The following is a 25978-nucleotide window of genomic DNA, read 5'->3' on the forward strand; positions in this document are numbered from 1 at the left end:
GATCGGTTTCCTTTAAATGCGCACGCAGATGACGTTATCGCCCGGCGCGACGCCGAGCGCCTGCTGGGCCCAGGCGGGCAGGCACAGCGCCTCGCTGCTTTCGGCCGGCGCGCAGGTCACGACGATGGCGCGGAACTTGCGCTCGCTGCTGGCCACCGCGTAGCTGGCCATGGTGTCCGGCGCGCCCGGCGGCTGGTCCTGGGTCGCGACGCGGCGCACCATCGAGCCGCGGAAGGAACGCAGCGCGTTCTTGTGCGCCTGCAGGATCGGGCCGCCGTCGAAGATGTCGATGTACTCGTCGGCCTCGAAGCCTTCTTCGGTCAGCAGATCGAAGGCCAGCTGGCCATCCGGGTGGATCTGGCCCATGGCCGCCTGCGCCGGACCGGGCAGCAGCGGCACGTACACCGGATAGTGCGGCATCAGCTCGACGATCAGGGTGCGGTTGCGGGCGCCGCCGATGGTGCGTTCGGCGTCGAGGAAATCCATCTTGAAGAACTTGCGGCCGAGCGCATCCCAGAACGGCGACTGGCCGTCGTCGTCGGTGACGCCGGCCAGCGGCACGAAGAAGCGGTCGCCGAAGCGGTGCGGCGCCAGCACGGCGTACAGCAGCCTGGCGCGCGACAGCAGGGCCGCTTCGGGGCCGGCGCGGTAGTTGGCCTTATTGCGGTGGCGGATCGTGAAGCCCGACAGCTGCGAGTAGGCGGTCAGCTCCGAGCACAGGGTCAGCGCATGCACGCTGTGACTGATGTTCAGGTCGCGCGAGACCTGCTGGATCACATCGTTGCGGAACGCGAAATAGGTGCCGTTCGAGCCGGCCGAGGCGTGGATCGAGGCGGTGCCCACCAGTTCATGGTGCTCGAGGTCTTCCAGCACGAACAGATAGGTTTCCTCGCTGGGGATGTCGACGTGGGCCGCGAACGAAGCGCTTGATCGTTCGACCAGGGCGGCGATCTTCTCGCGCGTGCGCGGCAGGGTATGCACTCCCGGCATGGCGGTGGCCAGCAGCGTCTCGAGGGCGCCGACATCCGCGGGCTCTACCGGACGGACAACATACATGGGAACTCCCGATCAAGAGTCAGGCAGGCCGGCTGCGTCGAAGCAGCCGGCGGATGGCGCGTATCAGCCGGCGATGAAGGCCTGGGCGGTGTCGCGCATGATGCGGTCGGCTTCGAGCAGCTGGGCGTCGCTGACGACCAGGGCCGGCGCCAGGCGCACGACGTCAGGGCCGGCGATCAGCAGCATCAGGCCGAGCTTTTCGGCGGCCTTGGTGTAGTCCTTGGCGCGGCCCTTGAAGCCTTCTGCCATCGGCAGGCCGATCAGCAGGCCCTTGCCGCGCGGCTTGCCGAACAGTTGCGGGAAGTCGGCCGACAGTTTTTCCAGCTGGGCGAACAGCTTGGCGCTGGCTTCGTTCACGCGGGCCAGGAAGGCCGGCTGGTTGATCTGCTCGAGCACGTTCAGGGCGACGGTCGCGGCCAGCGGGTTGCCGCCGTAGGTGGTGCCGTGCGAGCCGACGTTGAAGTGCTGGGCGATCTCCTCCAGGGTCAGCATGGCGCCGATCGGGTAGCCGTTGCCCAGGGCCTTGGCCGAGGTCAGGATGTCCGGGGTCACGCCCACGTTCATGTAGTCGTACAGGGCGCCGGTGCGGCCCACGCCCGACTGCACTTCGTCGAACACCAGCAGGGCGCCGGTCTTGTCGCACAGCTCGCGCAGGACTTTCAGGAATTCGATATCGCCCGGGATCACGCCGCCCTCGCCCTGGATCGGCTCGACGATCACGGCGGCGACGTCGTCAAGGATCGCGGCGCGCGCGGACTCGATGTCGTTGTAGGCGATGTGGTTGATTTCCTGCGGCAGCGGCTCGAAGCCTTCGGTGTACTTCGGCTGGCCGCCGACCGAGACGGTGAACAGGGTGCGGCCGTGGAAGGACGACAGGCAGGACACGATGCGCGACTTGTGCGGACCGAACTTGGTGTGCGCGTACTTGCGGGCCAGCTTCAGCGCGGCTTCGTTGGCTTCGGCGCCGGAGTTGCAGAAGAAGGCGCGGTCGGCGAAGGTTGCTTCGGTCAGGGCCGAGGCCAGGCGCAGCACCGGCTCGTTGGTGTAGCCGTTACCGAGGTGCCACAGGGTATTGATCTGGCGCGTCACGGCGTCGACCAGCAGCGGGTTGCAGTGGCCGAGGCTGGAGACGGCGATGCCGGAGGTGAAGTCGAGGTAATGCTTGCCTTCCTGGTCCCAGACATCCAGGCCGGAAGCGCGCACCGGGACCATCGCAGCCGGAGCGTAGGTCGGGACGAGGACCTCGTCGAAAGTCTGGCGTGTAACAGGCCGCGTGGTGACACCCGATTCGAGCTTAGCATTCATGACGTTCTTCCTCATCCAGATAAGAGTCGCGCGAACTCCAGCAGCCGCGCCGAGCGACCCATTATAGAAACACGACCCTTGCAGTTCTTTCCAAACTGCGACAGGCATTTTCATTTTTGGACGAGCAACTTTTGCGCTATCTCAAGCAAAATTCGGGGTCAGAGCACTCTATTTTGTCAACTTCTTCAATTTTGCACGCATGCTCCGGCAATATCAGTCATCCTCACCCATCTCGCCTAGGAAAATGGACCTGACCCCGAAGTTGGGAAATTACTCGGCGAGTTTGCGCTGGCGTTCTTCGCGCGGGGTGTTGCCGAACAGGGCGCCGAAGGCGGTGGAGAAGTGGGAGCCGGAGGAGAAGCCGCACATCAGGCCCACCTGCACGATCGAGTGGTTGGTGTCGCGCAGCAGCTGGCGGGCGCGTTTCAGGCGCAGTTCGAGGTAGTAGCGCGACGGCAGGCTGCCCAGGTATTGCTTGAACAGGCGCTCCAGCTGGCGCCGCGAGATGCCGGCCAGCTGGGCGATCTCGTCGGTCGAGAGCGGCTCTTCGATGTTGGCTTCCATCAGGGTCACGGCCTCGGTCAGCTTGGGCTGCAGCACGCCGAAGCGGGCCTGCAGGGCGACCCGCTGGCGCTCTTCCTGGCCGCGCACGCGGTCCACGCACAGAATTTCCTTGACCTGGGCCTGGACCGTGGCGCCAAACAGGATGTCGACCAGGGTCAGGGCGAAGTCGATGCTGGCGCCGCCGCCGCAGCAAGTCAGGCGCGCGCCGTCGATCTCGAACAGGTGAGGGCTGAACAGGGCCTGGTCGGCAAAGGTCTCGGCATCCGGGTACAGCGACCACGGCAGCGCGGTGCGCACGCCGTTGAAGGCGCCCGCCTCGGCCAGCCACAGCACGCCGGCGCCCACGCCTCCCCAGCAGGGCGCGGCGCGGCAGCGCTGGGCCAGCAGACGCATATTGGCGGGGCGCAGGCCGGCCTCGGCCTCGTCGGCGACCAGCAGCACCAGGTGCCACTGGCGCTGGCCGTCGCCGCCGAATTTATCGGGGGTGCGCACGTCGACGATCAGGCGCTGCGGCCCCACCATCTTGGCCGCCAGGCGCAAGGGCTGCACGATCCCGGCCCAGGTCAGGGAATCCGGCTCGCCGGCATTTACCAGCAGCACGCGCAAGGGCGCTTCCTGCGCGAGGCTGGACAGTTCAGCGTGCGACATCGAAACGATGCGGAACAGGGGTCGGGATCATCACTCGGGGGCGAGCGCGCCCGCCGGGCGGCTCTCGGTATTCCATTGACTGACAATCATACCGGATATCAACAGGGCGGCGCCGAGCCAGCCGCGGGCCGTCATCGCCTCGCCTAGCCAGAAATAGCCGAAGAAGGCCGCCGCTCCCGGCTCGAAGGCATAGATCACGGCCGCCTCGTTGGCGCTGGTGCGCGACTGGCCCCAGGTCTGCAGCGAGATGATGGCGGCGGTGCAGACCACGCCCAGGTAGGCGAAGTTCGGCCAGTAGGCCAGCAGGCTGGCGCCGATGTAGCGCCAGTAATTGTTCGCGTCCTCCAGCACGCCGACGCCGCGTGGCACTTCGCGCAGCAGCAGCCACACGGCCGCGCACACGGCCACGGTGCCGATCTGGGCCGCCGTCACGCTCAGCAGTTGTTTCGCGGTGCGGGTGCGGATCTCCATGATCTTGACGTAGGCACCGAAGCAGAAGGCGCCCAGCAGCGCCAGCGTGTCGCCCGTACCCCAGGCGCCGCCGTCCCAGCACAGGGCCGCCAGGCCGGCAACCGCCAGCACCAGCGCGAACACGATGCGGCGCTCCGGCAGGCGTCCGCCGAGGATGCCCAGCAGCGGCACCACCAGCACGTTCAGGCCGGTGATGAAAGCGTTGCGGTTCGAACTGGTCAGCGCCAGGCCCTCGACCTGGAACAGGTAGCAGAAGAACAGGACCAGGCCCAGCAGCACGCCCGCGCGCAGGTCGCTCCAATGCGCGCGCCACAGGAAGGGCGACAGGATGACGAGCGCCAGCGCAAAGCGCGTCAAAATGATCCACACCGGAGAAAAGGTCACGGTGAGGTCTTTCATGGCCGGGAAGGTCGTGCCCCACACGAGGACGACGAGGATGAGGGCGGCAATGCCGCGCAGCTGCTGGGTCATGGCGATATGGTAACTGTCGCGGCCGCAAAACGCGAATCCCGGGCGGCGACCCTCCGCGCGCGCCGACCGCTATAATCCGATCCAGCACACAAGAAAGGAAGACCCACCCGTGAAAACCGCCCTGCTCGAAGGTAAAAAGCCCGCCCATTTCGACAAGCACATCATCGGCAACCTGCTGCTCGACGTCGCCCCGCCCGACGAGGTGAAGCAGGAAAAGATGCTGATCGGCGTGCGCAACGAAGCCGGCGAAATCTATCGCCTGATCGGCGCCACCAAAATCAACAGCTTCATGAACGCGGTCGAGGAATTGTTCGACCTGGGCCTGGTCGACGAATTGCAAGACACGGAAGAGCCGAAAGATGGCTGCGACGCCATTTTCAGCGAGCCCTAAGCCGTATAATATTTCCCCATGGACAGACTCGACGCCCTCAAGAGCATCGCCGCGCAAGCCGGGCGCGGCGAGCTGGCCTTTCCGACCCACGTCAACGCGACGCTGAAATTGCAGCGCGCGCTGAGCGATCCCGACTGCCACGTCGAGGAAGCCGCACGCCTGGTGCAGACCGAGCCGCTGCTGGCCGCGCGCACCGTCGCCATCGCCAACTCGGCCGCCTATAACCGCGCCGGCAACGACGTCACCAACGTCCGCGCCGCGGTGCAGCGAGTCGGTTTTCGCACGCTGGGGGCGCTGGCCGCCTCTGTCATCGTGCGCCAGCTGGCCAGCGGCGTCAGCGACCCGCTGCTGCGCGCCAAGGCCGACCAGCTGTGGCAGCACTCGGCCAACGTCGCCGCGCTGGCGCTGGTGATCGCGCGGCGCGTTTCCTTCGTCGATCCGGACACGGCGATGTTCGCCGGCATCGTGCACGAGGTCGGCGGCTTCTATCTGCTGTCGAGAGCAGGCGAGTTCCCCGGCCTGCTGGACGGCGGCGCCGACGAATGGATCGAGCACGGCCAGATCGAGATCGGCCGCGGCGTCCTGCTCAAGCTGGGCGTCCCGGGCCCGGTGATGGATGCGATCGAAGCCCTGTGGAACGGCATGCGCGCCCTGCCGCCGGAAACCCTGGGCGACACCCTGATGCTGGCCAAGGACCTGGCGCCGGTTCCCTCCCCCCTGCTCGAACGCCCGGGCTTCAGCCCGACCCAGGCCAGCGCCACCATCGACTTCGCGGTCGGCGACGGCACCCTGGCGCTGGTCCTGCAGGAATCGGAAGACGAGGTGCGCAGCCTGGTGGCGGCGCTGGACTGAACGCCGGCCCTCAGCCGAAACCCAGCATCGCTTTGCCGGCGCCAGGCAGGCCGGCCTGCGCGAGCGCGCTGCGCCTGTCGGCAAGCCGATTGATGCAGGCGCCGGCGGCGACGGTATCGGCGATGCTGTGGAGATTTTCGGCGGGCGGACCGAATACCGTATAGATGAGAAAAGTATTACGCCCCCATCCATCCTGCAGGCAAACAAGCAGGCAAAAAAAACCCGCTCCAGGGAGCGGGTAAAGTCCAAAACTAGGGATGTCCTGAAAGAGACGAGTCCATCTTAGTTCCCTGAACCTGAGCACTCTGTGCGCGAACTCACATTTTTTAACATTTCGCGCAAACTTTGTAAAAAAAATGCGCCACCGCAAGATGGCGCAAAACGGGCGACGGTTAAGCATCGGAGAGGACGTCGCCGCGAGCGAATGCTAAGCCTGCATCCTTGTATCGCTAGGGAGCGGGCAGGATCACTTTGTCGATCACGTGCACGACGCCATTCGACGCCAGGATGTCGGCGGCGGTGATGTTCGCCATGCGGCTACGGCGGTCGGTGATGACGAGCGTCGAACTCACCTGGAAGGTCTCGCCTTCCACGGTCGTGATCGGCGTATTGAGCGGCACTTGCGCCTTCAGTACCAACCCCGGCACCACGTGGTAGGTCAGCACCTTGGTCAACAGCGCTTTGTTGCCCAGCAGTTGTTCCTTGGTGAGGCCCAACTCTGCCAGCAAGGAGGCGAACGCCGCATTGGTCGGCGCAAGGACCGTGAATGGGCCGGGCGCGCTCAAGGTGTCGGCCAGTCCCGCGGCTGTGACTGCTTCAACCAGGATACTGAAATCCGGGTTGGCTGCCGCCACCTGCACCACTGTCTTATCAGCTGGCAAGAGCACCTTGTCGATGGCGTGGATGACGCCATTCGATGCGGGAATATCCGCCTGCACGATCTTGCTGGTCCGGTTGCGTCCGTCGGTGATGACCAGATCGGCTCCCACCTTGTCCGCCTTGAAGAAGCCACCCGCCGCCGGCATGATCGGCTTGCCGATCGGCACCTGGGTACTGGTTACGCTGCCGGAGACGACGTGATACTTCAATACCGCGGTCAACAAGGCCTTATTGCTCAGCAATTGATCCTTGCTCAGCCCTAGCTCGGTAAGCAGCGCCGCGAAGGCGTCGTTGGTCGGGGCAAACACCGTCAGCGGCCCCGGTGCGGACAGCGTGTCGGCCAGGCCCGCAGCCTGGACGGCTTCCACCAGGGTGCTGAAACGGCTGTCCTTTTGGGCTACCTGCACGATGTTGCCGGGATGATCGCCACCGTCGCCGCCGCCACCGCCGCACGCCGCCATCGAAGCGACCAGTAACAAGCCGGCGATTCCTTTTATCCAACGAAACATGATGGACCTCCCTTCAGAGTGACGCCACGATGAGATTGGGGATCACTTCGGCATCAGCACCGTATCGATGGCGTGGATGACGCCGTTATCGGCGGCGACATCGGCAGCGACCACGGTCGCCTTGTCGACATGGACCTTGCCGCCTTTCATGCTGAAGTGCAGGGGACTGCCCTCCACCGACTTCACCATTCCCGGCTTGACGTCGGCAGCCATCACCTTGCCAGGCACCACGTGGTAGGTCAGCACCTTGGTCAACGCAGCCTTATCCTTCAGCAAGGCATCCAGTTTCGCTTTGGGCACTTTCGCAAATGCCTCGTCCGTCGGTGCGAACACGGTGTAAGGCCCCGGCCCCTTCAAGGTATCGACCAGGCCGGCGGCTTCCACCGCCTTGACCAGCGTCGTGAAATTGCCTGCGGATTTCGCGGTGTCGACGATGTCGGCTGCCTGGGCCACGGCGCAGGACAACATGAGAGACGTAACGAGCCAGAACTTTTTCATTATCGATTCCTTCTTCAAGCGTTGAACTGGTAAGAGAAGCTGGACAAGCCAGCGATGCGTGTATGCCACGTTCTGAAATATAGGTTGGACAATTACACATGTCCAGACTTTGTATCTATATAATTCGAATATTACGGTTCAAATACGGTTCATCATGACAAAGCAAACTGAACATGCACAGGACGGCCGGTCGACCGCTCCCGGCGAGGTCACGTATCGCAGTGGCGTAGCGGCACGCCTGGCGGGCTTGCCGGTGGAGACCTTGCGCGTGTGGGAACGCCGTTACGACCTGTCCGAGACACGCCGCTCGGCCCATGGCCAACGGCTGTACACGGCGTCGCAGGTACAGCGCCTGGGCTTGCTCAAGCAACTGGTCGACCAGGGCCATCCGATCGGCCAGCTGGCCCATCTTTCGATCGATGAGTTGCGTACCCTCGGGGGCGCCGACCAGGCCGGCGACAGCGCGCCGCCAGGGCCGATCGATGTGGTGGTGATCGGCCCCGGCCTGGCGCGCCGGATCGGCGCCAGCCCGCGCGACACGGCGCTGCTGAACGTCCTGGACAGCTGTCCACGCCTCGACATGTCCGCGTTTCCACGCCCCGGCCTGCACGCGGACGTGCTGCTGGTCGAGTTGGCGGAGCTGGACGAAGGCGCCATCCCGATGATCGCTGCGACCAGCAAGGCCTTGCAGGCGGCGGCAACCGTGGTCCTGTACCGCTTCTGCTCGAATGCGACCATTCGCGCGTTGCGGTCGCAAGGATGGCTGGTGGCGCGCGTGCCGTCCGAGATGGGCGAGCTCATCCCTTTGTGCCGCCAGGCGCTGGAGGGCCAGCGCCTGCCCGCTCGGCACGCCGAGCAACTCCCGCCGGCGCAGCGCTTCGACGAAGAATCGCTGGCCAACCTGACCGCGGCAAGCAGCAAGCTGGCCTGCGAGTGCCCGCGGCATATGGCGGAGCTGTTGCTGATGATCGGCAGCTTCGAGCGCTATAGCCAGCAATGTGCTTCGCGCAACACCATGGACGCGCAGTTGCACCTGGATCTCGGCCATGCGGCGGGACGCGCGCGGGCGATCCTGGAAACGGCGCTGGAACGGCTGGCGCGCGCCGAAGGCCTGCCACTTCCATTAAAAGGCGCAAATGTATCATGAACCGATATTGCACCGATTAATGAACCATAATCGACCATGATATTGCGGACGAGCGCTATACTTGTCCCATACTCGAGGTATTCCTCCGGCCATAGCTTATGCCCAACGATCTCTTGCCCCCGTTCGACGCCGGCGCCCTGCTGCCGGACACGCAATCCGTATCGCAGCGCATCCGCGCACGCCTGAAAGCGCGGGGAGTACGGTTTTTTTCTAACGACAACATCGCTGACTTCATCGCTCCGGGAGAACTCGACGAGCTGCTCGATGAGGTGAGCGCCAGGATGCATGACGTGCTCGACAGCCTCGTCATCGATACGGCGGCCGACCACAATAGCCGCGATACGGGACGACGTGTCGCCAAGATGTTCCTCAGGGAAGTCTTCAAGGGCCGATATGAAACCATGCCTTCGGTAACGGCATTTCCGAACGTGTCGCAGGCGGGCGAACTGATGGTGATCGGTCCGCTCACCGTCCGCAGCGCCTGCTCGCACCACTTGTGCCCGGTGATCGGCAAGATCTGGATCGGTGTCCTGCCCAGCCCGGACACGGAATTGATCGGCCTCTCGAAGTACGCACGCCTTGCCGACTGGATCATGAGCAGGCCGCAAATTCAGGAAGAAGCACTGATCCAGTTGGCCGATACGCTCGAAGCGGTGATGGCGCCGCGAGGCCTCGCCCTGGCGATGGAAGCCGACCATTTCTGCATGCAATGGCGAGGTGTCAAAGACATGGATGCGCGGATGACCAGCAGCGTCACGCGGGGCGCATTCCGCCAGGATGCGGCCATGCGCGCCGAATTCCTGGCCTTCCTGCAGCGCTCAAAAGCAGGCTGATCCGGAACTTCGTTCCCGGACCCGGCTACCAGGGCAGGCGGCTGCCATCGTATGCGAAAAAAGCCCCGCTATCGGAAGGAACGAGACGATCGAGGACGCGTAGCATATCGACGACCGCATCGTGCGCCGGGCGTGCCGAGGCAACACCGCGGAATGGACGGGAAAGCGGCGATTCGACTGTGCCCGGATGCAGGGAGACCAGCACGGTATTGGGCTGGGTACGCGCAAGCTCGATCGCAGCAGTCCTGACCAGCATGTTCAGCGCCGCCTTGGATGCCCGGTAGCTGTACCACCCTCCCAGCCGGTTATCGCCGATGCTGCCGACCTTGGCCGACAGCATCGCCATCAAGCCTCGCCCGGGGGCCAGCAAGGGCGCGACGTGGCGCAAAAGCAGGGCCGGGCCGAAGGTGTTCGCCTGGAAGGCCGCGAGCAGGTGCGCGTAGTCCAGATCGGCCAAGCGCTTTTCCGGCATCAGTTCCGGAGCATGCAACATACCTGTCGCGTTGACCACGAGGTTCAGACGCGGCCCGCGCGCCAATTCGCTGGAGGCCGCGGCAACACCAGCTTCATCGGCGAAGTCGAGGGGCGGATGGGAATGCCTGTGCAAACCCCGTACCGAACCGCAACGTGGGTCGGATCGCAACAGGGCGATCATCGCCGCGCCGATCGTTCCGCTACTCCCAACCACCAGCGCGTGATATTGATCAGGCAAACTCCCCATGCTGAATGGCGGCGTGTTGCTGTCGTCCTCGGTGGCTATCTTCAGCGTCATAGCAGGCTCTCCGACAGGATGGTACGTATCGGTATCACTATCCCATGCCGCAACGACGGCGCGCGGCATGGAACCGCAATTGTCCCGCCAGTCGGCAAAAAAAAAACCCGCTCCAGCGGAGCGGGTGAAGTCCAAAACTAGGGATGTCCTGAAAGAGACGAGTCCATCTTAAGGCCGCCTTAAGGGACACTCTGTGCGTTGTTTCACACACCTGAAGAAATCGTGCGCAATAAACAAAAAAGCCGCCAAGGCCAAGGCCCGGGCGGCTTTTCCGTATTGACGGCGATTACACGACGGCGCCGTCGGTCTCGTCGCGTTCCTTGATCGGCTTGATCAGGTCTTCGCGCTTGACGCCCAGCCACATGGCGATCGCGGCCGCCACGAACACGGACGAATAGATACCGAACAGGATACCGATCGTCAGCGCCACGGCGAAGTAATGCAGGGCCTGGCCGCCGAAGAACAGCATCGACAGCACCATCATCTCGGTACAACCGTGGGTGATGATGGTACGCGAGATGGTGCTGGTGATCGCGTGGTCGATGACCTCGGTCACGCTCATCTTGCGCTGCTTGCGGAAGGTCTCGCGGATCCGGTCGAAGATCACGACCGATTCGTTGACGGAGTAGCCCAGCACCGCCAGCACCGCGGCCAGCACGGTCAGCGAGAATTCCCACTGGAAGAAGGCGAAGAAGCCCAGGATGATCACGACGTCGTGCAGGTTGGCGACGATCGCCGCCACCGCGAATTTCCACTCGAAGCGCACGGCCAGGTAGATCACCACGCCGATCACCACCATGATCAGCGCGTTCAGGCCGTTCTGCGCCAGTTCGTCGCCGACCGAGGGGCCGACGAATTCGACGCGCTGCAGGTGCACGGCTTCCTTGCCCTCCGCGGTGAAGCAGCTGGTACGGGTAATGTTCTCGCCCTTCTCGGTGGTCTCCTGGACCTGCTTCGGCGTACCGTTCTCGGCCGCGCAGACGGCGTTGAACACGGTGGTCGAGGCGGTCGCACCCGGCAGGTCCTTGCGGATCGGCAGGCGCATCATGATGTCCTGGGCGGTGCCGAAGCTGGTCACCTCGGGCTGCTCATAACCGATCTTTTCCAGCGTGTGGCGGATCTTTTCCTGGTCCGCCGCGTGCGGGTAGCGCAGCTCCATGGTGGTGCCGCCGGTGAACTCGACCGAGTAGTGCAGGGGCCGGGTCACTAGGAAGAACACCGCGGCAACGAAGGTCAGCGCCGAAATCACGTTGAAGATCAACGCGTGGCGCATGAACGGGATGTCCCGTTTAATCTTGAAAAATTCCATGGCTTTCCTCGCTGCTTATTTCTTGGCCGCGGACTTGGCGCCCGCTGCCGTGATGCCCGGTTCCCAGACGGTACCGATGGCGATCTTGCTCAGCTTCTTCTTGCGTCCGTACCACAGGTTCACGACGCCGCGCGACAGGAACACGGCCGAGAACATCGAAGTCAGGATGCCCAGGCAGTGCACGACCGCGAAGCCGCGCACCGCGCCCGAACCGAACACCAGCAGGGCCACGCCGACGATCAGGGTGGTCACGTTCGAGTCCAGGATGGTGGCCCAGGCGTGGCTGAAGCCGGCCGAGATCGCCGCCTGCGGCGTGTTACCGGCACGCAGTTCCTCGCGGATACGCTCGTTGATCAGCACGTTGGCGTCGATTGCCATACCCAGCGCCAGCGCGATTGCGGCGATGCCCGGCAGGGTCAGCGTGACTTGCAGCATCGACAGGAGGCTCAGCAGGAACAGCAGGTTGCAGGCCAGCGCCACCACGCTGAAGAAGCCGAACAGCTGGTAGTAGATGATCATGAAGATCGCGATCGCCACGAAGCCCCACACGGTCGAGTGCAGGCCCTTGGTGATGTTTTCGGCGCCCAGCTGCGGGCCGACCACGCGTTCCTCGACGAATTCCATCGGTGCCGACAGCGCGCCGGAGCGCAGCAGCAGGGCCAGCTCGGCCGCCTTCTCCGCCGACGGCATGCCGGTGATCTGGAACGAGGCCCCGAATTCACCCTGGATGGTCGCGTTCGACAGCACGGTGTACTTGCCTTTTTCCAGCAGCAGCACGGCCATGCGCTTGCCGACGCGTTCGCGGGTCATCTGGCGCATCTTGCGGCCGCCTTCGGCGTTCAGGCTGATGCTGACGACCGGCTGCTGGTTCTGCTGGTCGAAGCTGGCCGTCGCGCTGGTGATCGATTCACCGCCCAGGAACACGTCCTTCGACACCACGGCCGGTGCGCCCGGACCGGTGGTGAACAGTTCCGAATTCAGCGGAACCGCGGCGCTCAGCTCGGTGCCCGGGGTGACGGTATCGTCGACGGTGCGGAATTCCAGGGTCGCGGTGCGGCCGATGATGTCCTTCGCATGGGCCACGTCCTGCACGCCCGGCAGCTGCACCACGATGCGGTCGCGGCCCTGCTGCTGGATCACCGGCTCGGTGGTGCCGAGTTCATTGATACGCTTGCCCAGGGTCGAGATGTTCTGCTTGACGCCCTCTTCCACGGCACGCTGCAGCGCTTCCGGCTTCAGGGTCACGACCAGCTTCAGGTCGGTACCGTCGGTGGTATCGGCGAAGGTCAGGTCCGGATCCTGGGCCAGCACGTTGCGCGCCTGGGTACGGGTGTCGGCGTCCCGGAAGCGGACTTCGATGCGGTTGCCGATGCGGTCGATGCCGGCGTGGCGCACGTTCTTGTCGCGCAGCTGGCCGCGGATGGTCGTTTGCAGGTTCTTGATGCGGCTTTCCTGGACCGCCTTGGAATTCACCTGCAGCAGGAAGTGCACGCCGCCGCGCAGGTCCAGGCCCAGGTTCATCGCCTGCGCGCCCAGCTTCTGCATCCACATCGGGGTGTTCTTCGCCAGGTTGACGGTGACGATGTAGTCCGGATCGGTCGGGTCGCGGTTGAGGTCGCGCTCGAGGGCGGTCTTGGCCTTGAACTGGGCATCGGTGGACGCGAAGCGCGACCGCACGGCGGTCGTGTCACCCGAACCTTCGAGGCTCACGGCTTCCGGCGGAATGCCGTCGCGCTTGAGCGCCGCGGTCACCTGGGCCACGGTGTCGCTGTTGATCTTGACCGTCGCCTTCGAGGTGGTGACCTGCAGCGCCGGCGAATCGACGAAATAGTTCGGCGCCGTGTACAGGAGGCCCAGCAGCACCGCCACGAGGATCAGTATGTACTTCCAGAGGGGATAGCGATTCATGATGTTCCAGCGTTCAGAATTGAGCGCGTGCGGCCGAAGCCGCAAGGCTGGTTACAGGGCCTTCAGGGTGCCCTTCGGCAGCAGGGTGGTGACGGCGTTCTTCTGCACCACGATTTCGGTACCGGCAGCCACCTCGATGGTGACATAGGCGTCGGCGACCTTGGACACGCGGCCCAGCACGCCACCGATGGTGATCACTTCGTCGCCCTTGGCCAGCGCCTCCATCATCGACTTCATTTCTTTCTGGCGCTTCTGCTGCGGACGGATCATGATGAAGTACATGACCACGAACATGATGATGATCGGCGCGAACGTCGTCAGGCTGCCCATGATGCCAGGGTCGGCGGCGCCGGCGGCGGTTTGCGCATAAGCGTTGGAAATGAACACAAGGACTCCGATTTATAAGAATGTGAAAAAACAAGCGCTGTATTCTAGCACCCGCAAACTGTCAACAGCCAGTTTCCGGCCATGTGGGAGCGGTTGCGTAAATTACAAGTAGGGTGGGCACACCGTGCCCACGTGCAGCGATATTTACGCGTGGGCACGGTGTGCCCACCCTGGGGATTACACCCCGCGGGCGCGGTCGGCGTTGAACTGCAGGCGGAATTCGTGGAAGCGGTCGGCATCGATCGCATCGCGGATTTCCTGCATCAGGTTCAGGTAGTAGTGCAGGTTGTGGATGGTGTTCAGGCGCGCGCCCAGGATCTCTTTCGAGCGGTGCAGGTGGTGCAGGTAGGCGCGCGAAAAATTCTTGCAGCAGTAGCAGGTGCAGCTCTCGTCCAGCGGCGCCGTGTCATCCTTGTAACGCGCGTTCTTGATCTTGAGATCGCCGAAACGGGTGAACAGCCAGCCGTTGCGTGCGTTCCGGGTCGGCATCACGCAATCGAACATGTCGACGCCGTTGGCCACGCCGGCCACCAGGTCTTCCGGCGTACCGACGCCCATCAGGTAGTGGGGCTTGTTCTCGGGCAGGCGCGGGCCGACGTGCTCGAGGATGCGCATCATGTCTTCCTTCGGCTCGCCCACCGACAGGCCGCCGATCGCCAGGCCCGGGAAGTCGATGTCTTCCAGGGCGGCCAGCGATTCGTCGCGCAGGCGCTCGTACATACCGCCCTGGACGATGCCGAACAGCGCGTTCGGGTTCTCGCCACGCTTGAACTCGTTCATCGAGCGCTGGGCCCAGCGCAGCGACATGCGCATCGACTTGGCCGCTTCATCAAAGGTCGCCGGACGGCCGTCGATCTCGTAAGGGGTGCATTCGTCGAACTGCATCACGATGTCCGAATTCAGCGAGCGCTGGATCTGCATCGAGATTTCCGGCGACAGGAACTGGCGCGAACCGTCGATCGGCGAGGCGAACTTCACGCCCTCTTCCGTGATCTTGCGCATCGCGCCCAGCGAGAACACCTGAAAGCCGCCGGAATCGGTCAGGATCGGCTTGTCCCAGCCCATGAAGCCGTGCAGGCCGCCGAACTTGTCCATGACCTCGGTGCCCGGGCGCAGCCACAGGTGGAAGGTGTTACCGAGGATGATCTGCGAGCCGACTTCCTTCAGCTCGGTCGGGTCCATCGCCTTGACCGAACCGTAGGTCCCGACCGGCATGAAGATCGGGGTCTCGATGGTGCCGTGGTTGAGTTTCAGGCGGCCGCGGCGCGCATGCGACAGACCGCTCGTATCTTTTTTGAGAAGGGTAAATTCCAGCATATTGGATTAATTTTTCCGGGTTAGCAGCATCGCATCGCCATAGCTGAAGAAGCGGTATTCGCTGGCGATCGCGTGTGCATAGGCCTTGCGGATTTCGTCGTAGCCGGCAAAGGCCGAGACCAGCATCATCAGGGTCGACTTGGGCAGGTGGAAGTTCGTGATCAGGCGGGTCACCGTCTTGAACTGGTAACCCGGGGTGATGAACAGGCGGGTGTCGCCGCTGCCGGCCTGCAGGCTGCCGGACTGGGAGGCCGACTCCAGCGCGCGCAGCGAGGTCGTGCCGACCGCCACCACGTCGCGGCCGGCGGCCTGCGCGGCGCGTACCGCATCGACGGTCGCCGAGGAGATCGTGTACCACTCGCTGTGCATATTGTGCTCGGCCAGGTTCTCGACCCGCACCGGCTGGAAGGTGCCGGCGCCCACGTGCAGGGTGACGTAGGCGATGTTCACGCCCTTGGCGGCCAGCTTGTCCAGCAGCGGCTGGTCGAAGTGCAGGCCGGCGGTCGGCGCGGCGACGGCGCCCGGCGCCGATGAATAGACGGTCTGGTAACGCTGCTCGTCGAATTCGTCGGCGTCGTGGGCGATATAGGGCGGCAGCGGCAGGCGGCCGTGGGCCTCGATCAGCTCGAACACGTCGCCTTCGAAGTGGAGCGTGAAGAACTCGCCGGCCCGTTCGCCGGTGGTGACGTCGAAGGCATCGGCCAGGCGGATGCGGTTGCCCGGCTTGGGCGACTTGGACGCGCGGACCTGCGCCAGCACGGTGCGGTTGTCGAGCACGCGCTCGACCAGCACCTCGACCTGGCCGCCGGATTCCTTCTGGCCGAAGAAGCGCGCCTTCAGCACGCGGGTATTGTTCATCACCAGCACGTCGCCGGCGGCAAGCTGGTCGACGATATCTGAAAATGTGCGATCCGTGATGCGGTCGCCGTCGAGCTGCAGCAGGCGCGAAGCGCTGCGATCCGGCAGCGGCACCTGGGCGATGCGCTCGTCGGGCAGGTCGAAATCGAAATCGGAGAGGGAGTAGATTCTGCTCATGATGGGAAAACAGTGCCAGGAGCCTTACAATATAAGCTCAAGCGTATGCGGCGAACCCTCTATTTTACACCAGCCTTTATGCCCGCAACCAAAGACAAAGCCGCAGCCAAGCCCGCAACAACCCCGGTTCAGAAGACCATCGAGAGCAAACTCGCCAAGCTCGGCCTGCGCACCGACATGGACCTGGTGCTGCATCTGCCGATGCGCTACGAGGACGAAACCGAGATCGTGCCGATCCGCGAGGCCTGCCTGCGCGGCGGCCACGTCTCGCAAGTCGAAGGCATCGTTAGCAAAAACGAAATCACGTACAAGCCGCGCAAGCAGCTGCTGGTCTCGATCGCCGACGAGACCTCGGACATCCAGCTGCGCTTCATGAATTTCTACGGCAGCCAGGTCAAGCAGCTGGCCGAAGGCACCCGCGTGCGGGCGCGTGGCGAGGTGCGCCACGGCTTCTTCGGCGCCGAGATGGTCCATCCCGTTTATAAAGTCGTCAACGAGGGCGCGCCCCTGCCGACTTCCCTGACGCCGGTCTACCCGTCCGGCGAAGGCCTGTCGCAGACCGTGCTGAGGCGCGCGATTTCCGATGCCATGAAGCGGGTCGACTGGACCGACACCGTGCCGCGCGCGGTGCGCGAAAAACTGTCGCTGGCCGAGTTCCAGCCGGCGGTGCGCCTGCTGCACTATCCGCCGCCGGACGTCGACGAGAACGCACTGATCGAAAAGACCCACCCGGCCTGGACCCGGGTGAAGTTCGACGAACTGCTGGCCCAGCAGCTGTCACTGAAACGCGCCCAGCAGGCACGCCGCGAAAAGGGCGCGCCCCAGCTCACCAGCGTCGGCGCGCTGTCCGAGGCCTTCCTGAATGCCCTGCCCTTCCAGCTGACCAATGCCCAGCAGCGCGTGGTGCAGGAAATCAGCAAGGACCTGCGCGAGGGTTATCCGATGCAGCGCCTGCTGCAGGGCGACGTCGGCAGCGGCAAGACCGTGGTCGCCGCGCTGGCGGCCGCCCAGGCCATCGACAGCGGCTACCAGGCGGCCCTGATGGCGCCGACCGAGATCCTGGCCGAGCAGCACTTCCGCAAGATCGCGGCCTGGATGGAACCGCTGGGCGTGAAGGTGGCCTGGCTGACCGGCAGCCTGAAAAAGAAGGAAAAGCAGGCCGCCAGCGAGATGGCGGAATCGGGCGAAGCCAACCTGGTGATCGGCACGCACGCCTTGATTCAGGACTCGGTGCAGTTCGCGAAGCTGGGCCTGGTGCTGGTCGACGAACAGCACCGCTTCGGCGTCGGCCAGCGCCTCACCCTGCGCAACAAGGGCAGCGACGGCCTGGTGCCGCACCAGTTGATGATGTCGGCCACGCCGATCCCGCGCACCCTGGCGATGACCTATTACGCCGACCTGGAAGTGTCCGTGATCGACGAGCTGCCGCCGGGCCGCACGCCGATCGTCACCCGCGCGATCGACCAGAACCGCCGCGACGAGGTGATCGAGCGCGTGCACGCCGCCGCGCTGGAGGGCCGCCAGGTCTACTGGGTCTGTCCGCTGATCGAAGAGTCGGAAGCGCTGCAGTTGCAGACCGCCACCGACACCTTCGAGACCCTGGCCGCTTCCCTGCCCGACCTGGTGGTGGGCCTGGTCCACGGCCGCATGAAGCCGGCGGAAAAGCAGGTCATCATGGATGCCTTTTCAAGAGGCGAGGTGCACGTACTGGTGGCCACCACCGTGATCGAGGTCGGGGTCGACGTGCCGAACGCCTCGCTGATGGTGATCGAGCACGCCGAGCGCTTCGGCCTCTCGCAGCTGCACCAGCTGCGCGGGCGCGTGGGCCGCGGTTCGGCGGCCAGCGTGTGCCTGCTGCTGTATCAGAGCCCGCTCGGCCAGGTGGCCAAGCAGCGCCTGATGACGATGCGCGAGACGACCGACGGCTTCGAGATCGCCCGCCGCGACCTCGAGATCCGCGGCCCCGGCGAATTCCTCGGCGCGCGCCAATCCGGCGAAGCCATGCTGCGCTTCGCCAACCTGGAGACCGACCAGTGGATCGTCGAACAGGCGCGCGACGTCGCCGCCTGGCTGCTGGGCTCCGACCGGCCGGAGCTTGATGCCGTCGTCGACGCCCACCTGCTGCGCTGGCTGGGCGGACGGGAAGAGTTCCTCAAGGTCTAAGAACCGGGATAGGTTCTAAGCTGTCGGGTCTTCCTTGCTCGTATGGCCGTTGTCGGGCGGGACCTTGATCTTGGCCCGGGTCGGCTTGCTCTTGCCTTTTCCCTTGCCGGTGGCGGGCTTCGCAGCGTCCTTCTTTTGCCGGGCATCGGACTTGGCATCCTTGGTGGCGTCCTTCTCGTGGGCGGCGGCGGCCTTGGCGACTTCCGGCGAGGTGCTCGAATCCGGCGTGGTGGTCTGGCCCGGCACCGGGGCAGGCGCGGTCTGGGCGAATGCGGCGCCGGCGAACAGGCCGGCGATCAGGATGGCGGTCATGTTTTTCATTTCGAGGCTCCTCCGCGTTGTCGTAGGCCCTAATGTACACCTGTTGTAAAGACGGCCTGTTCCGCGATTTCTGCCGTCTGTCGCAAACGGACCGCCCGGCACAGCGCCTTTCATTACAGTGCGCACGTCAATACAAAAACAACGAGACGCGCCATGCAAACCACTTATCACAACGAGACCCCGGTTCCCTTCGCCATCGCCTGCGCCGTCGGCCAGTTCCTGCTGACGATCCTGATCCTCAAGTTCGGCTTCAGCCTGGCCCCGCCCGAAGCCTACGGCAAGGTCAAGCTGCTCGCCTTCGCCTCGACCATCGTCTATCCGCTGGTGCTGGCCCATGCCTTCGGCTTGTGGAAGCGGCTGGCGCTCGGCCTGGGCCGCATCCGCCCGGAACCGGTGTTCCTGGCCAGCCTGTCGACCGCCGCGCTGTTCCTGCCCTGGGGCCTGCGCAGCGCCGACGGCGGCAAGATCCTCTCCGACTTCACGATCCAGCTCTTCAACGCCTTCGGCGAGGAGCTGCTGTTTCGCGGCGTGATCTTCGCGCTGCTGCTGTCGCTGCCGGTATGGCGCGCCATCGTGCTGAACGGCCTGCTGTTCGGCGCCATGCACCTGATCCACGGCTTCATGGACACCGACTGGAAGACCGCCTGCTGGAAGATGGTGGTGACCTCGATCGCCGGCATGATGTTCACCGCCGTGCGCTACCGCAGCGGCAGCCTGTGGCTCTGCGTGGTGCTGCACATGGTGCTGAACCTGTGCATGATGTATTCGAAGGTGCAGGACGCCGCCGCGTCGACGGTATTCCTGGTGGAGCGCGCCGCCAACGTGATCGAGCTGGCGCTGGCGGCCTGGGTGGTCTTCGGCGCACGCCGGGCGGCGTCGGCGCCGGCCGCGGCCTGATGGCGGCCCAGGCTCTCAGTTCACCTTGGTCAGGTCGACGCCGTCCACCGTCATCTTCCACTTGCCGCCCTCGCGGTGCGGCGGCTTGCTGACCACGAAGGTGGAGCGGACCAGGCTGACGCCGACGTCGAAATTGTCGCCGTTGAAGCCCTGCAGGTCGACGTGGAGATCCACGTTCTTGCCCGGCCGGTCGCGCTTGTATTCGACCTGGCCGTTCTGCTGTATCTTCAGCCGCATCTTCTCGCCGATCCATTCGCCCACGTAGGCTGATTTGTCGGCGGGGACCGGCACCGGGTCCGCGAAGCTGGGTTGGGCTGCGCACAGGCAAGCGGCGAGCAGGATGGCACGGCGGAGCATGGGGCTTCCTTTCGTTTGTCGGACACCGGGGGAACGGATAGCGAAAAGTATCGATTGCTTCCGTTCGCGATGTCAAACAAATCCGGATATGCATGTCACGCCGGCTGCCCGTAAACGTCATTCCCGCCTGCGCGGGAATGACGATCAAGGAGCGGGAAGTCGTTTCCGGCAATGCCGGGAACGACGTACAAAGTGCGGGCTTACTTGGCCGGCGTAGCGGCAGCGACCGTGGTGTCCTTGTGCGCTTCGGCCTTGACCGCAGCCTTGTGATGGGTCTTGGCGACCTTGTGCTCTGCCTTGGCGACCTTCACGTCCGCCTTGGCGGCTTCCTTGGTTTCCTTGGCGTCGGCCTTGGCTTCTTTTACTTCGGCCTTGGCATCGGCCTTGGCTTCCTTGACGTCTGCCTTGGCCGCAGCCTTGGTTTCTTTCACTTCAGCCTTCGCAGCCTGCTTTTCTTGCTTGGCTTCGGCCTTCGCCACTGCCGGCGTGGTAGCCGTCGGCGTCGTGGTGGCGGGAGTTTGTGCCGCGAATGCTGCGGTAGCGAACAGGCCGGCGATCAGGGTAGCGATGGTCTTTTTCATGGTGCGATCCTCAAGTTTTGTCTTGTCTGGTCAGGGAAGCCGCGCGGCAGCCGCCATCGGCCGCCGTGCGTAAAACAGCATCAGGGATTACTTGGTAGCCGGTGCCGGGGTGGCGACAGCTTCCGGGGTCGCTGCGGCGACGGTGGTGTCCTTGTGCGCAGCTTTCTTGGTCTTGTGGGCGGTTTTGTGGGCGGTCTTGTGGACAGCCTTGTGCTCGGCCTTGGCTTCCTTCACGTCGGCCTTGGCGGCGACCTCCTTGGCTTCCTTGGCATCGGCCTTGGCTTCCTTGGCGTCGGCCTTGGCTTCCTTGACTTCAGCCTTGACGTCGGCCTTGGTCGCAGCCTTGGTCTCTTTCACTTCAGCCTTCGCCACTGCCGGCGTGCTAGCCGCCGGCGTCGTGGTGGCAGGAGTCTGTGCTGCGAATGCTGCGGTAGCGAACAGGCCGGCGATCAGGGTAGCGATGGTCTTTTTCATGATGAAGGGTCCTCAGGGTTATCGGGTTCGGAGTGCACGTCGTTTGCGTGTCACTTGTCCCTAAAACGAGGAACCTTACTGTCCTGTTGACGCTCCTTACAAAGCCTTACCGCGCTGACAAATGCTTACAATCGGAGGCAATCAGAAGCCGTAGCCGTGCCAGGCATCCTTGAAGTCCTTGGCGCGGGCGTCGACGACTTCCGGACGGGCGCGCAGCCACTGCACCACCGCCTCGCGGTCTTCCTCGGCGGGCGAACCGCGCTCGATGTTGGCGATCACGCCTTCGGTCTCGCTGAATGGCTCCTTGCCGCCGAAGCCGCCGCCCAGCAGGCCGCGCTGTTCCAGGAAGCCGAAGAAATCGTTGATGAAGTCGTGGTAAGGCTCGCCGCGCATCGGGCTGTGGAACACGAGTTCGATGTCGAAGCAGTGCTCCTTGAATTCGCCGACGCGCGCCTTCTTGCGCTGGCGTGCGTTCAGGCGCCGCATGCGGCTGGTGGTACGGGGATCGCGTTTCATGGTTTTTCTCCTTGTTGGTTATTCCTTGGCGGTGCCGTCGTCGGCCGCGTAGTGCACGCCGATCTGGCGCCGCACTTCGTCCATCACGCCCATCAGGGCCAGCGTGTCTTCATGCGGCATGCCGGGGCTCTCGATCAGGCCGGCCTGCCAGCAACGCTGGGCCTCGATCGCCTCGTGCACATAGCCGTTGCCCAGGAAAGGCGTGGGCATGGTGCGGTTGATGCCGTCGGCACGCACCACCGTCACCGTCTGGGCGCGGTGGAACATGGTGTTCATGCGCACGTGGCCGCGTTCGCCGGCGATCGTCAGCTCGCTCGGCAGGCGCGCGCGCAGCGAGCAGCTGCACATCGACATTCCGCCGCCGCGGTGGCGCAGCACGAAGCCGGTCTGTTCGTCGACGCCGGTGGGGCCGAGTTCGGCCTGGGCCGCGACCGATTCCACCGGGCCCAGCAGCGCCACCGCGATCGACAGCGGATAGATGCCCAGGTCGAGCAGCGCGCCGCCGCCCAGCACCGGATTGAACACGCGGTGTTCATGGCCGAAGTCGGCCTTGAAGCCCAGGTCGGCGATCACCTGCGTCACCTTGCCGATCTCGCCGGAGTCGACCACGCGCCGCACTTCCGCCAGCGCCGGCATGAAGCGGGTCCACATCGCCTCCATCAGGAACAGGTTTTTCGCGCGCGCCAGCGCCACCAGTTCTTCGGCCTCGGCGCGGTTCATGGTGAAGGGCTTCTCGCACAACACGCCCTTGCCGGCGTTCAGGGCCATGCGCACGTTGTCGACGTGGGCGGGATGCGGCGTGCCCACGTAGATCAGGTCGACGTCAGGCGCCTGCGCCAGCTCCTCGTAGGAGCCGTAAGCAGTGCCGCCGAATTCGTCGGCGAAGCCTTGCGCGCCCGGCAAGCTGCGCGAGCCGACGCCGGCGAGCACCGCCCCCGGCGTATCCTTCAGCGCATTGGCGAAGGCCTTGGCGATCTTCCCGGTACCGAGAATGCCCCAGCGGACCACATCAGTCATGTTTCCTCCTAAGTCAGCTCTTTGGCCGGCCGCTTGGGCCGGAATACGGTCTGGTCGAGATAAAACGCCTCGTCCTGCTGCGGCCACCAGCCGGGTACGCCCAGCACCGGCAGCGGCGTGAAGCCGGACGTGGCAAGGCCCTCGGTGCACAGCTGGCCGGCCACCTGCATGTCGATCCAGGCGCGCCGGTCGTCCCAGGCCAGGCCGAACCAGGCATCGGGCGCGAACAGCACCCGCGTGTGCGCCGTGATCGCCTTGCGCGGCGCCACCAGCTTTTCCATCAGGGCGTGGCCGAACAGCCAGACCTCGGCATCGCGCTCGAACGCGGCGCGCCGCAGGTACAGCGTGTGGTGCCACTGGTGGCCGCGCAGACCGTCGACCAAGGCGCGGCCATCGCCGGTGTCACGCACCACCAGCAGGGCGGCGTTCTCGTCGAAGATGGTGGCGGCATCGCGCGCCGGTCCGCGCGACTGCTTGATGCCGGCGGCGGCGATCTGCGCCGCCTGTAGTGCGTTCAGCTCGCGCTTGATGAGCGGGAAGGTTTGCCACACCAGGCCGTTGAAGAAGTCGTGCAGGTTCTCGCGCGTCGGCACGCAGCCGGTGGCGCCGATGAATTCTTCGTAGGCGGTGTTGGGCGGCAGCGCGGCCTGGGGCACGAAGCGGACAGGCTGGCCGCGGTGGTTCTGCAGCTGGAGGCGGGCCGCATTCGCATTGAAGCGGTCGATGAAATGATCAGCTGAACCCGCGGCCGGCTCCAGGCTGTCGAAGGCCGGGCGCACCGCGTCATACCACGGCTGCGCCCACCCGATCTGCTCGAACTGCTCGAACATTCCTGCTTACAGCATCTTCCAGTGGAGCTGCTGGCCGGCGTCGAGCGGCACCAGCTGGTGTTCGCCCATCGGCACGCTCGGCGGGATGGTCCAGGTTTCGCGCTTGAGGGTGATGCTGCCCTCGTTGACCGGCAGGCCATAGAAGTTCGGGCCGTTCAGGCTGGCGAAAGCCTCCAGCTTGTCCAGTGCGCCGGCCTGTTCGAAGGCGGTGGCGTACAGCTCCATCGCGTGCAGGGCGGTGTAGCAGCCGGCGCAGCCGCAGGCGCTTTCCTTGGCGTGCACGGCGTGCGGGGCCGAGTCGGTGCCGAGGAAGAAGCGCTCGTCGCCGCTGGTGGCGGCGGTCACCAGCGCCAGGCGGTGTTCCTCGCGCTTGAGCACCGGCAGGCAGTAGTAGTGCGGGTTGATGCCGCCCTTGAAGATCTCGTTGCGGTTGTACAGCAGGTGGTGGGCCGTGATGGTGGCCGCGATCGGGCCTTCGGCCTCGGCCACGTACTGGGCGGCGTCGCGCGTGGTGATGTGCTCGAACACGATCTTCAGTTCCGGGAAATCGCGGCGCAGCGGGCGCATCACGCGCTCGATGAACACGGCTTCGCGGTCGAACAGGTCGATGTCATGGTTGGTCACTTCGCCATGCACCAGCAGCGGCATGTCGAGTTCCTGCATCACCTCGAGGGTCTTGTAGCACTTGCGCAGGTCGGTCACGCCGGCCGCCGAGTTGGTGGTGGCGCCGGCCGGGTACAGTTTCACCGCATGGATGAAGCCGGTGTCCTGGGCGCGGCGGATCTCGTCCGGGTCGGTGTTATCGGTCAGGTACAGGGTCATCAGCGGCTCGAACTGCATGCCTTCCGGCAGCGCGGCGAGGATGCGGTCGCGGTAGGCGGCTGCGTCGGCAGCGGTGGTGACCGGCGGCTTCAGGTTCGGCATGACGATCGCGCGGGCGAACTGGCGCGCGGTGTGCGGCAGCACGCTGGCCATCTGCGCGCCGTCGCGCAGGTGCAGGTGCCAGTCGTCGGGGCGGATGAGGGTGATGGTGTCGGGGGATTCGATGATGGACATGGCGGCTCTCGGATTGCGAACCCCGGCATTTTACCTGCAGGTATGGAAGACGGCACGCGCCCGCCACGGCTCGCGCACGATACGTTTCCTAAAAGAACTAAATCGATAGAAGAAGATAAAATTTAGCTATTCACTATTCGACTATCGGCATGGATCTCGATTTCGGCACGGTCGCGCCGCTGGCGCTCATCATCGTCTTCGCCTACACCGTGTTCGGCCTGACCGGCTTCGGCTCCTCGGTCACGGCGATGCCGCTGCTGGTGCAACTGATCCCGCTGCGCATGGCGGTGCCGCTGATGCTGGTGTTCGACCTGAGCGCCGGCCTGCTGCTGGGCCTGAAGAACCTGAAGACGATCGAGCGCCGCGAAGTTCTGCGCCTGATTCCCTTCATGCTGGCCGGGATGGGCCTGGGCGTGTTCGCGCTGGTGCGGGCGCCGGAGCGCGTGCTGCTGGTGGTGCTGGGCGCCTTCATCCTCTGCTATTCGGCCTGGAGCCTGCTGCTGCGGCAGCCGCCGAAACCGCTCGGCGCCGGCTGGGTCCTCCCCTTCGGCGTGGTCGGCGGCATGTTCACCGCCATGTTCGGCACCGGCGGCCCCTTCTACACGATCTACCTGACGCGCCGCCTGCGCGACAAGCTGGTGCTGCGCGCCACCATCAGCGGCGTGATCTTCTTCAGCGGCCTGGCGCGCCTGGCCCTGTTCTCGAGCGCCGGTCTGTATCGCAACCATACGCTGCTGGTGCTGGCCGCGCTCCTGTTCCCGTTCGCGATGGGCGGCCTGTGGCTCGGCAATCACCTGCACAGCCGGCTGCCGGCGGCGCGGGTGGTGCAGGCGATCTGGGGCGTGCTGGTGATCGGCGGCATCAGCCTCATCATAAAAAATGTTTGATTGACCCCTTGACCTTCCAATGATGGGAAGCTCGAAAGTGAGGGTTCCGATCCACCTCACTTTTGAAAGCACATCATGGTTACCAAAAAAATCCTGCCGCTGCTGGCCTTCCTGTCGCTGTCCTTCCTGGCGGGCTGCATGTCCCCACCTAGCGACCTGGACCTGTCCACGCACCGGACCACCGCCAACCAGCGCTACGTGGTCGACATCCGTCCGGTCGACGGCCCTGCCGACCTGAACCGCATCCACGCCTGGGAAGTCGACGTCAGCTCGCCGTCCGGCCAGCCCGTCGACGGCCTGAAAATCGCGGTCGACGGCGGCATGCCCCAGCACGGCCACGGCCTGCCGACGCGGCCGCGCGTCACCCGCCAGCTCGGCGCCGGCCGCTACCTGATGGAAGGCATGAAGTTCAGCATGACCGGCTGGTGGGAGATCAAGCTGAAGATCGACGGCGCCGCGGGCAGCGACACCGTCACCTTCAACACCATCGTCGACGGCCGCGGCGGGCGGCTGGCGGCGCGCTGAGG

Annotated in this window: 28 protein-coding genes; 8 read left to right on the forward strand and 20 right to left on the reverse strand. The window is 64.8% G+C overall.

The genetic code is table 11. The annotated features are described in order from the left end of the window. Positions 1-12: 12 nt before the first annotated feature. The 4 genes from AB4Z32_RS21690 to AB4Z32_RS21705 form a co-directional block, all read right to left on the reverse strand. Entirely contained in the window at positions 13-1056 is a 1044-nt protein-coding gene (locus tag AB4Z32_RS21690) for an arginine N-succinyltransferase (protein ID WP_442123943.1), read from the reverse strand. Between the two features lie 63 nt (positions 1057-1119). Beyond that, complete coding sequence (locus AB4Z32_RS21695) at positions 1120-2361, reverse strand: acetylornithine/succinyldiaminopimelate transaminase (protein ID WP_442123944.1); 1242 nt, start codon at positions 2359-2361, stop codon at positions 1120-1122. Between the two features lie 270 nt (positions 2362-2631). Then, positions 2632-3573, reverse strand: coding sequence for a GlxA family transcriptional regulator (locus AB4Z32_RS21700; RefSeq protein ID WP_442123945.1), 942 nt, complete (start codon positions 3571-3573; stop codon positions 2632-2634). A 30-nt stretch (positions 3574-3603) separates the two neighbouring features. After that, positions 3604-4515 carry a DMT family transporter gene (locus tag AB4Z32_RS21705; protein WP_442123946.1) on the reverse strand — a complete coding sequence of 304 codons (912 nt, stop codon included), beginning with the start codon at positions 4513-4515 and terminating at the stop codon, positions 3604-3606. A 109-nt stretch (positions 4516-4624) separates the two neighbouring features. On the opposite strand from AB4Z32_RS21705, the gene AB4Z32_RS21710 reads away from it, so the two are divergent. Both AB4Z32_RS21710 and AB4Z32_RS21715 read left to right on the forward strand, forming a co-directional pair. Then, positions 4625-4906, forward strand: coding sequence for a hypothetical protein (locus tag AB4Z32_RS21710; RefSeq protein WP_442123947.1), 282 nt, complete (start codon positions 4625-4627; stop codon positions 4904-4906). 18 nt (positions 4907-4924) lie between these two features. Next, positions 4925-5758 (forward strand): HDOD domain-containing protein, encoded by an 834-nt coding sequence (locus AB4Z32_RS21715; protein ID WP_442123948.1) that lies wholly within the window; start codon positions 4925-4927, stop codon positions 5756-5758. 449 nt (positions 5759-6207) lie between these two features. Here the strand turns inward: AB4Z32_RS21715 and AB4Z32_RS21720 are convergent, their stop codons facing one another. Continuing rightward, positions 6208-7146 (reverse strand): fasciclin domain-containing protein, encoded by a 939-nt coding sequence (locus AB4Z32_RS21720; RefSeq protein WP_442123949.1) that lies wholly within the window; start codon positions 7144-7146, stop codon positions 6208-6210. 42 nt (positions 7147-7188) lie between these two features. After that, a complete protein-coding gene (locus AB4Z32_RS21725; RefSeq protein WP_442123950.1) occupies positions 7189-7644 on the reverse strand; it encodes a fasciclin domain-containing protein in 456 nt (151 codons plus the stop codon). Positions 7645-7798: 154 nt separating this feature from the next. On the opposite strand from AB4Z32_RS21725, the gene AB4Z32_RS21730 reads away from it, so the two are divergent. Both AB4Z32_RS21730 and folE read left to right on the forward strand, forming a co-directional pair. Further along, complete coding sequence (locus AB4Z32_RS21730; protein WP_442123951.1) at positions 7799-8791, forward strand: MerR family transcriptional regulator; 993 nt, start codon at positions 7799-7801, stop codon at positions 8789-8791. A 98-nt stretch (positions 8792-8889) separates the two neighbouring features. Further along, positions 8890-9624, forward strand: coding sequence for a GTP cyclohydrolase I (gene folE / locus AB4Z32_RS21735; protein ID WP_442123952.1), 735 nt, complete (start codon positions 8890-8892; stop codon positions 9622-9624). 25 nt (positions 9625-9649) lie between these two features. Here the strand turns inward: folE and AB4Z32_RS21740 are convergent, their stop codons facing one another. From AB4Z32_RS21740 to queA, 6 genes are all read right to left on the reverse strand, one after another. Continuing rightward, positions 9650-10531, reverse strand: coding sequence for an SDR family oxidoreductase (locus tag AB4Z32_RS21740; protein ID WP_442123953.1), 882 nt, complete (start codon positions 10529-10531; stop codon positions 9650-9652). A gap of 151 nt (positions 10532-10682) precedes the next feature. Beyond that, a complete protein-coding gene (gene secF / locus AB4Z32_RS21745) occupies positions 10683-11705 on the reverse strand; it encodes a protein translocase subunit SecF (protein ID WP_442123954.1) in 1023 nt (340 codons plus the stop codon). A 15-nt stretch (positions 11706-11720) separates the two neighbouring features. Beyond that, the gene (secD, locus tag AB4Z32_RS21750) at positions 11721-13613 is read right to left on the reverse strand and encodes a protein translocase subunit SecD (RefSeq protein WP_442123955.1); all 1893 of its coding nucleotides are present in this window, start codon (positions 13611-13613) and stop codon (positions 11721-11723) included. Between the two features lie 51 nt (positions 13614-13664). Continuing rightward, the gene (yajC, locus tag AB4Z32_RS21755; protein ID WP_442123956.1) at positions 13665-14000 is read right to left on the reverse strand and encodes a preprotein translocase subunit YajC; all 336 of its coding nucleotides are present in this window, start codon (positions 13998-14000) and stop codon (positions 13665-13667) included. A 177-nt stretch (positions 14001-14177) separates the two neighbouring features. Continuing rightward, positions 14178-15317, reverse strand: a complete 1140-nt coding sequence (tgt, locus tag AB4Z32_RS21760) for a tRNA guanosine(34) transglycosylase Tgt (protein WP_442123957.1) — start codon at positions 15315-15317, stop codon at positions 14178-14180. Positions 15318-15323: 6 nt separating this feature from the next. After that, positions 15324-16343, reverse strand: coding sequence for a tRNA preQ1(34) S-adenosylmethionine ribosyltransferase-isomerase QueA (gene queA, locus AB4Z32_RS21765; protein WP_442123994.1), 1020 nt, complete (start codon positions 16341-16343; stop codon positions 15324-15326). A gap of 87 nt (positions 16344-16430) precedes the next feature. Between queA and recG the strand changes: the two genes are divergently transcribed. Then, on the forward strand, positions 16431-18515 hold the full coding sequence (gene recG, locus AB4Z32_RS21770; RefSeq protein WP_442123958.1) for an ATP-dependent DNA helicase RecG: 2085 nt from the start codon (positions 16431-16433) through the stop codon (positions 18513-18515). Between the two features lie 15 nt (positions 18516-18530). On the opposite strand, the gene AB4Z32_RS21775 is transcribed toward recG, so the two are convergent. Beyond that, entirely contained in the window at positions 18531-18836 is a 306-nt protein-coding gene (locus tag AB4Z32_RS21775) for a hypothetical protein (protein WP_442123959.1), read from the reverse strand. Positions 18837-18989: 153 nt separating this feature from the next. Here AB4Z32_RS21775 and AB4Z32_RS21780 point away from each other — a divergent pair, with 153 nt between their 5' ends. After that, complete coding sequence (locus tag AB4Z32_RS21780; protein ID WP_442123960.1) at positions 18990-19733, forward strand: CPBP family intramembrane glutamic endopeptidase; 744 nt, start codon at positions 18990-18992, stop codon at positions 19731-19733. Positions 19734-19748: 15 nt separating this feature from the next. Here the strand turns inward: AB4Z32_RS21780 and AB4Z32_RS21785 are convergent, their stop codons facing one another. The 7 genes from AB4Z32_RS21785 to pyrC form a co-directional block, all read right to left on the reverse strand. Continuing rightward, a complete protein-coding gene (locus tag AB4Z32_RS21785) occupies positions 19749-20090 on the reverse strand; it encodes a hypothetical protein (protein WP_442123961.1) in 342 nt (113 codons plus the stop codon). Between the two features lie 200 nt (positions 20091-20290). Then, positions 20291-20671, reverse strand: coding sequence for a hypothetical protein (locus AB4Z32_RS21790; protein WP_442123962.1), 381 nt, complete (start codon positions 20669-20671; stop codon positions 20291-20293). Between the two features lie 87 nt (positions 20672-20758). Further along, positions 20759-21145, reverse strand: a complete 387-nt coding sequence (locus AB4Z32_RS21795) for a hypothetical protein (protein ID WP_442123963.1) — start codon at positions 21143-21145, stop codon at positions 20759-20761. A gap of 141 nt (positions 21146-21286) precedes the next feature. Then, positions 21287-21661, reverse strand: a complete 375-nt coding sequence (locus AB4Z32_RS21800; protein ID WP_442123964.1) for a 50S ribosome-binding protein YggL — start codon at positions 21659-21661, stop codon at positions 21287-21289. A gap of 18 nt (positions 21662-21679) precedes the next feature. Further along, a complete protein-coding gene (locus tag AB4Z32_RS21805) occupies positions 21680-22678 on the reverse strand; it encodes a Gfo/Idh/MocA family protein (RefSeq protein ID WP_442123965.1) in 999 nt (332 codons plus the stop codon). Between the two features lie 8 nt (positions 22679-22686). Beyond that, complete coding sequence (locus AB4Z32_RS21810) at positions 22687-23508, reverse strand: DUF3025 domain-containing protein (RefSeq protein ID WP_442123966.1); 822 nt, start codon at positions 23506-23508, stop codon at positions 22687-22689. 6 nt (positions 23509-23514) lie between these two features. Beyond that, the gene (gene pyrC, locus AB4Z32_RS21815) at positions 23515-24564 is read right to left on the reverse strand and encodes a dihydroorotase (RefSeq protein WP_442123967.1); all 1050 of its coding nucleotides are present in this window, start codon (positions 24562-24564) and stop codon (positions 23515-23517) included. A gap of 149 nt (positions 24565-24713) precedes the next feature. On the opposite strand from pyrC, the gene AB4Z32_RS21820 reads away from it, so the two are divergent. Together AB4Z32_RS21820 and AB4Z32_RS21825 are read left to right on the forward strand one after the other, a co-directional pair. Further along, entirely contained in the window at positions 24714-25451 is a 738-nt protein-coding gene (locus tag AB4Z32_RS21820; RefSeq protein WP_442123968.1) for a sulfite exporter TauE/SafE family protein, read from the forward strand. 75 nt (positions 25452-25526) lie between these two features. Next, entirely contained in the window at positions 25527-25976 is a 450-nt protein-coding gene (locus tag AB4Z32_RS21825; protein WP_442123969.1) for a FixH family protein, read from the forward strand. Positions 25977-25978 lie beyond the last annotated feature (2 nt).

Origin of the sequence: Massilia sp. 2TAF26 (genome assembly GCF_052115005.1) — a bacterium.
Taxonomy (GTDB): Bacteria; Pseudomonadota; Gammaproteobacteria; order Burkholderiales; family Burkholderiaceae_D; genus Telluria.

Bases quoted from the DNA above. Each gene is read 5' to 3' on its own strand.
- AB4Z32_RS21690 (WP_442123943.1), bottom strand. From the start codon at position 1,056: ATGTATGTTGTCCGTCCGGTAGAGCCCGCGGATGTCGGCGCCCTCGAG.
- AB4Z32_RS21695 (WP_442123944.1), bottom strand. From the start codon at position 2,361: ATGAATGCTAAGCTCGAATCGGGTGTCACCACGCGGCCTGTTACACGC.
- AB4Z32_RS21700 (WP_442123945.1), bottom strand. From the start codon at position 3,573: ATGTCGCACGCTGAACTGTCCAGCCTCGCGCAGGAAGCGCCCTTGCGC.
- AB4Z32_RS21705 (WP_442123946.1), bottom strand. From the start codon at position 4,515: ATGACCCAGCAGCTGCGCGGCATTGCCGCCCTCATCCTCGTCGTCCTC.
- AB4Z32_RS21715 (WP_442123948.1), top strand. From the start codon at position 4,925: ATGGACAGACTCGACGCCCTCAAGAGCATCGCCGCGCAAGCCGGGCGC.
- AB4Z32_RS21720 (WP_442123949.1), bottom strand. From the start codon at position 7,146: ATGTTTCGTTGGATAAAAGGAATCGCCGGCTTGTTACTGGTCGCTTCG.
- AB4Z32_RS21725 (WP_442123950.1), bottom strand. From the start codon at position 7,644: ATGAAAAAGTTCTGGCTCGTTACGTCTCTCATGTTGTCCTGCGCCGTG.
- AB4Z32_RS21730 (WP_442123951.1), top strand. From the start codon at position 7,799: ATGACAAAGCAAACTGAACATGCACAGGACGGCCGGTCGACCGCTCCC.
- folE (WP_442123952.1), top strand. From the start codon at position 8,890: ATGCCCAACGATCTCTTGCCCCCGTTCGACGCCGGCGCCCTGCTGCCG.
- secF (WP_442123954.1), bottom strand. From the start codon at position 11,705: ATGGAATTTTTCAAGATTAAACGGGACATCCCGTTCATGCGCCACGCG.
- secD (WP_442123955.1), bottom strand. From the start codon at position 13,613: ATGAATCGCTATCCCCTCTGGAAGTACATACTGATCCTCGTGGCGGTG.
- tgt (WP_442123957.1), bottom strand. From the start codon at position 15,317: ATGCTGGAATTTACCCTTCTCAAAAAAGATACGAGCGGTCTGTCGCAT.
- recG (WP_442123958.1), top strand. From the start codon at position 16,431: ATGCCCGCAACCAAAGACAAAGCCGCAGCCAAGCCCGCAACAACCCCG.
- AB4Z32_RS21775 (WP_442123959.1), bottom strand. From the start codon at position 18,836: ATGAAAAACATGACCGCCATCCTGATCGCCGGCCTGTTCGCCGGCGCC.
- AB4Z32_RS21780 (WP_442123960.1), top strand. From the start codon at position 18,990: ATGCAAACCACTTATCACAACGAGACCCCGGTTCCCTTCGCCATCGCC.
- AB4Z32_RS21785 (WP_442123961.1), bottom strand. From the start codon at position 20,090: ATGCTCCGCCGTGCCATCCTGCTCGCCGCTTGCCTGTGCGCAGCCCAA.
- AB4Z32_RS21790 (WP_442123962.1), bottom strand. From the start codon at position 20,671: ATGAAAAAGACCATCGCTACCCTGATCGCCGGCCTGTTCGCTACCGCA.
- AB4Z32_RS21795 (WP_442123963.1), bottom strand. From the start codon at position 21,145: ATGAAAAAGACCATCGCTACCCTGATCGCCGGCCTGTTCGCTACCGCA.
- AB4Z32_RS21800 (WP_442123964.1), bottom strand. From the start codon at position 21,661: ATGAAACGCGATCCCCGTACCACCAGCCGCATGCGGCGCCTGAACGCA.
- AB4Z32_RS21805 (WP_442123965.1), bottom strand. From the start codon at position 22,678: ATGACTGATGTGGTCCGCTGGGGCATTCTCGGTACCGGGAAGATCGCC.
- AB4Z32_RS21810 (WP_442123966.1), bottom strand. From the start codon at position 23,508: ATGTTCGAGCAGTTCGAGCAGATCGGGTGGGCGCAGCCGTGGTATGAC.
- pyrC (WP_442123967.1), bottom strand. From the start codon at position 24,564: ATGTCCATCATCGAATCCCCCGACACCATCACCCTCATCCGCCCCGAC.
- AB4Z32_RS21820 (WP_442123968.1), top strand. From the start codon at position 24,714: ATGGATCTCGATTTCGGCACGGTCGCGCCGCTGGCGCTCATCATCGTC.
- AB4Z32_RS21825 (WP_442123969.1), top strand. From the start codon at position 25,527: ATGGTTACCAAAAAAATCCTGCCGCTGCTGGCCTTCCTGTCGCTGTCC.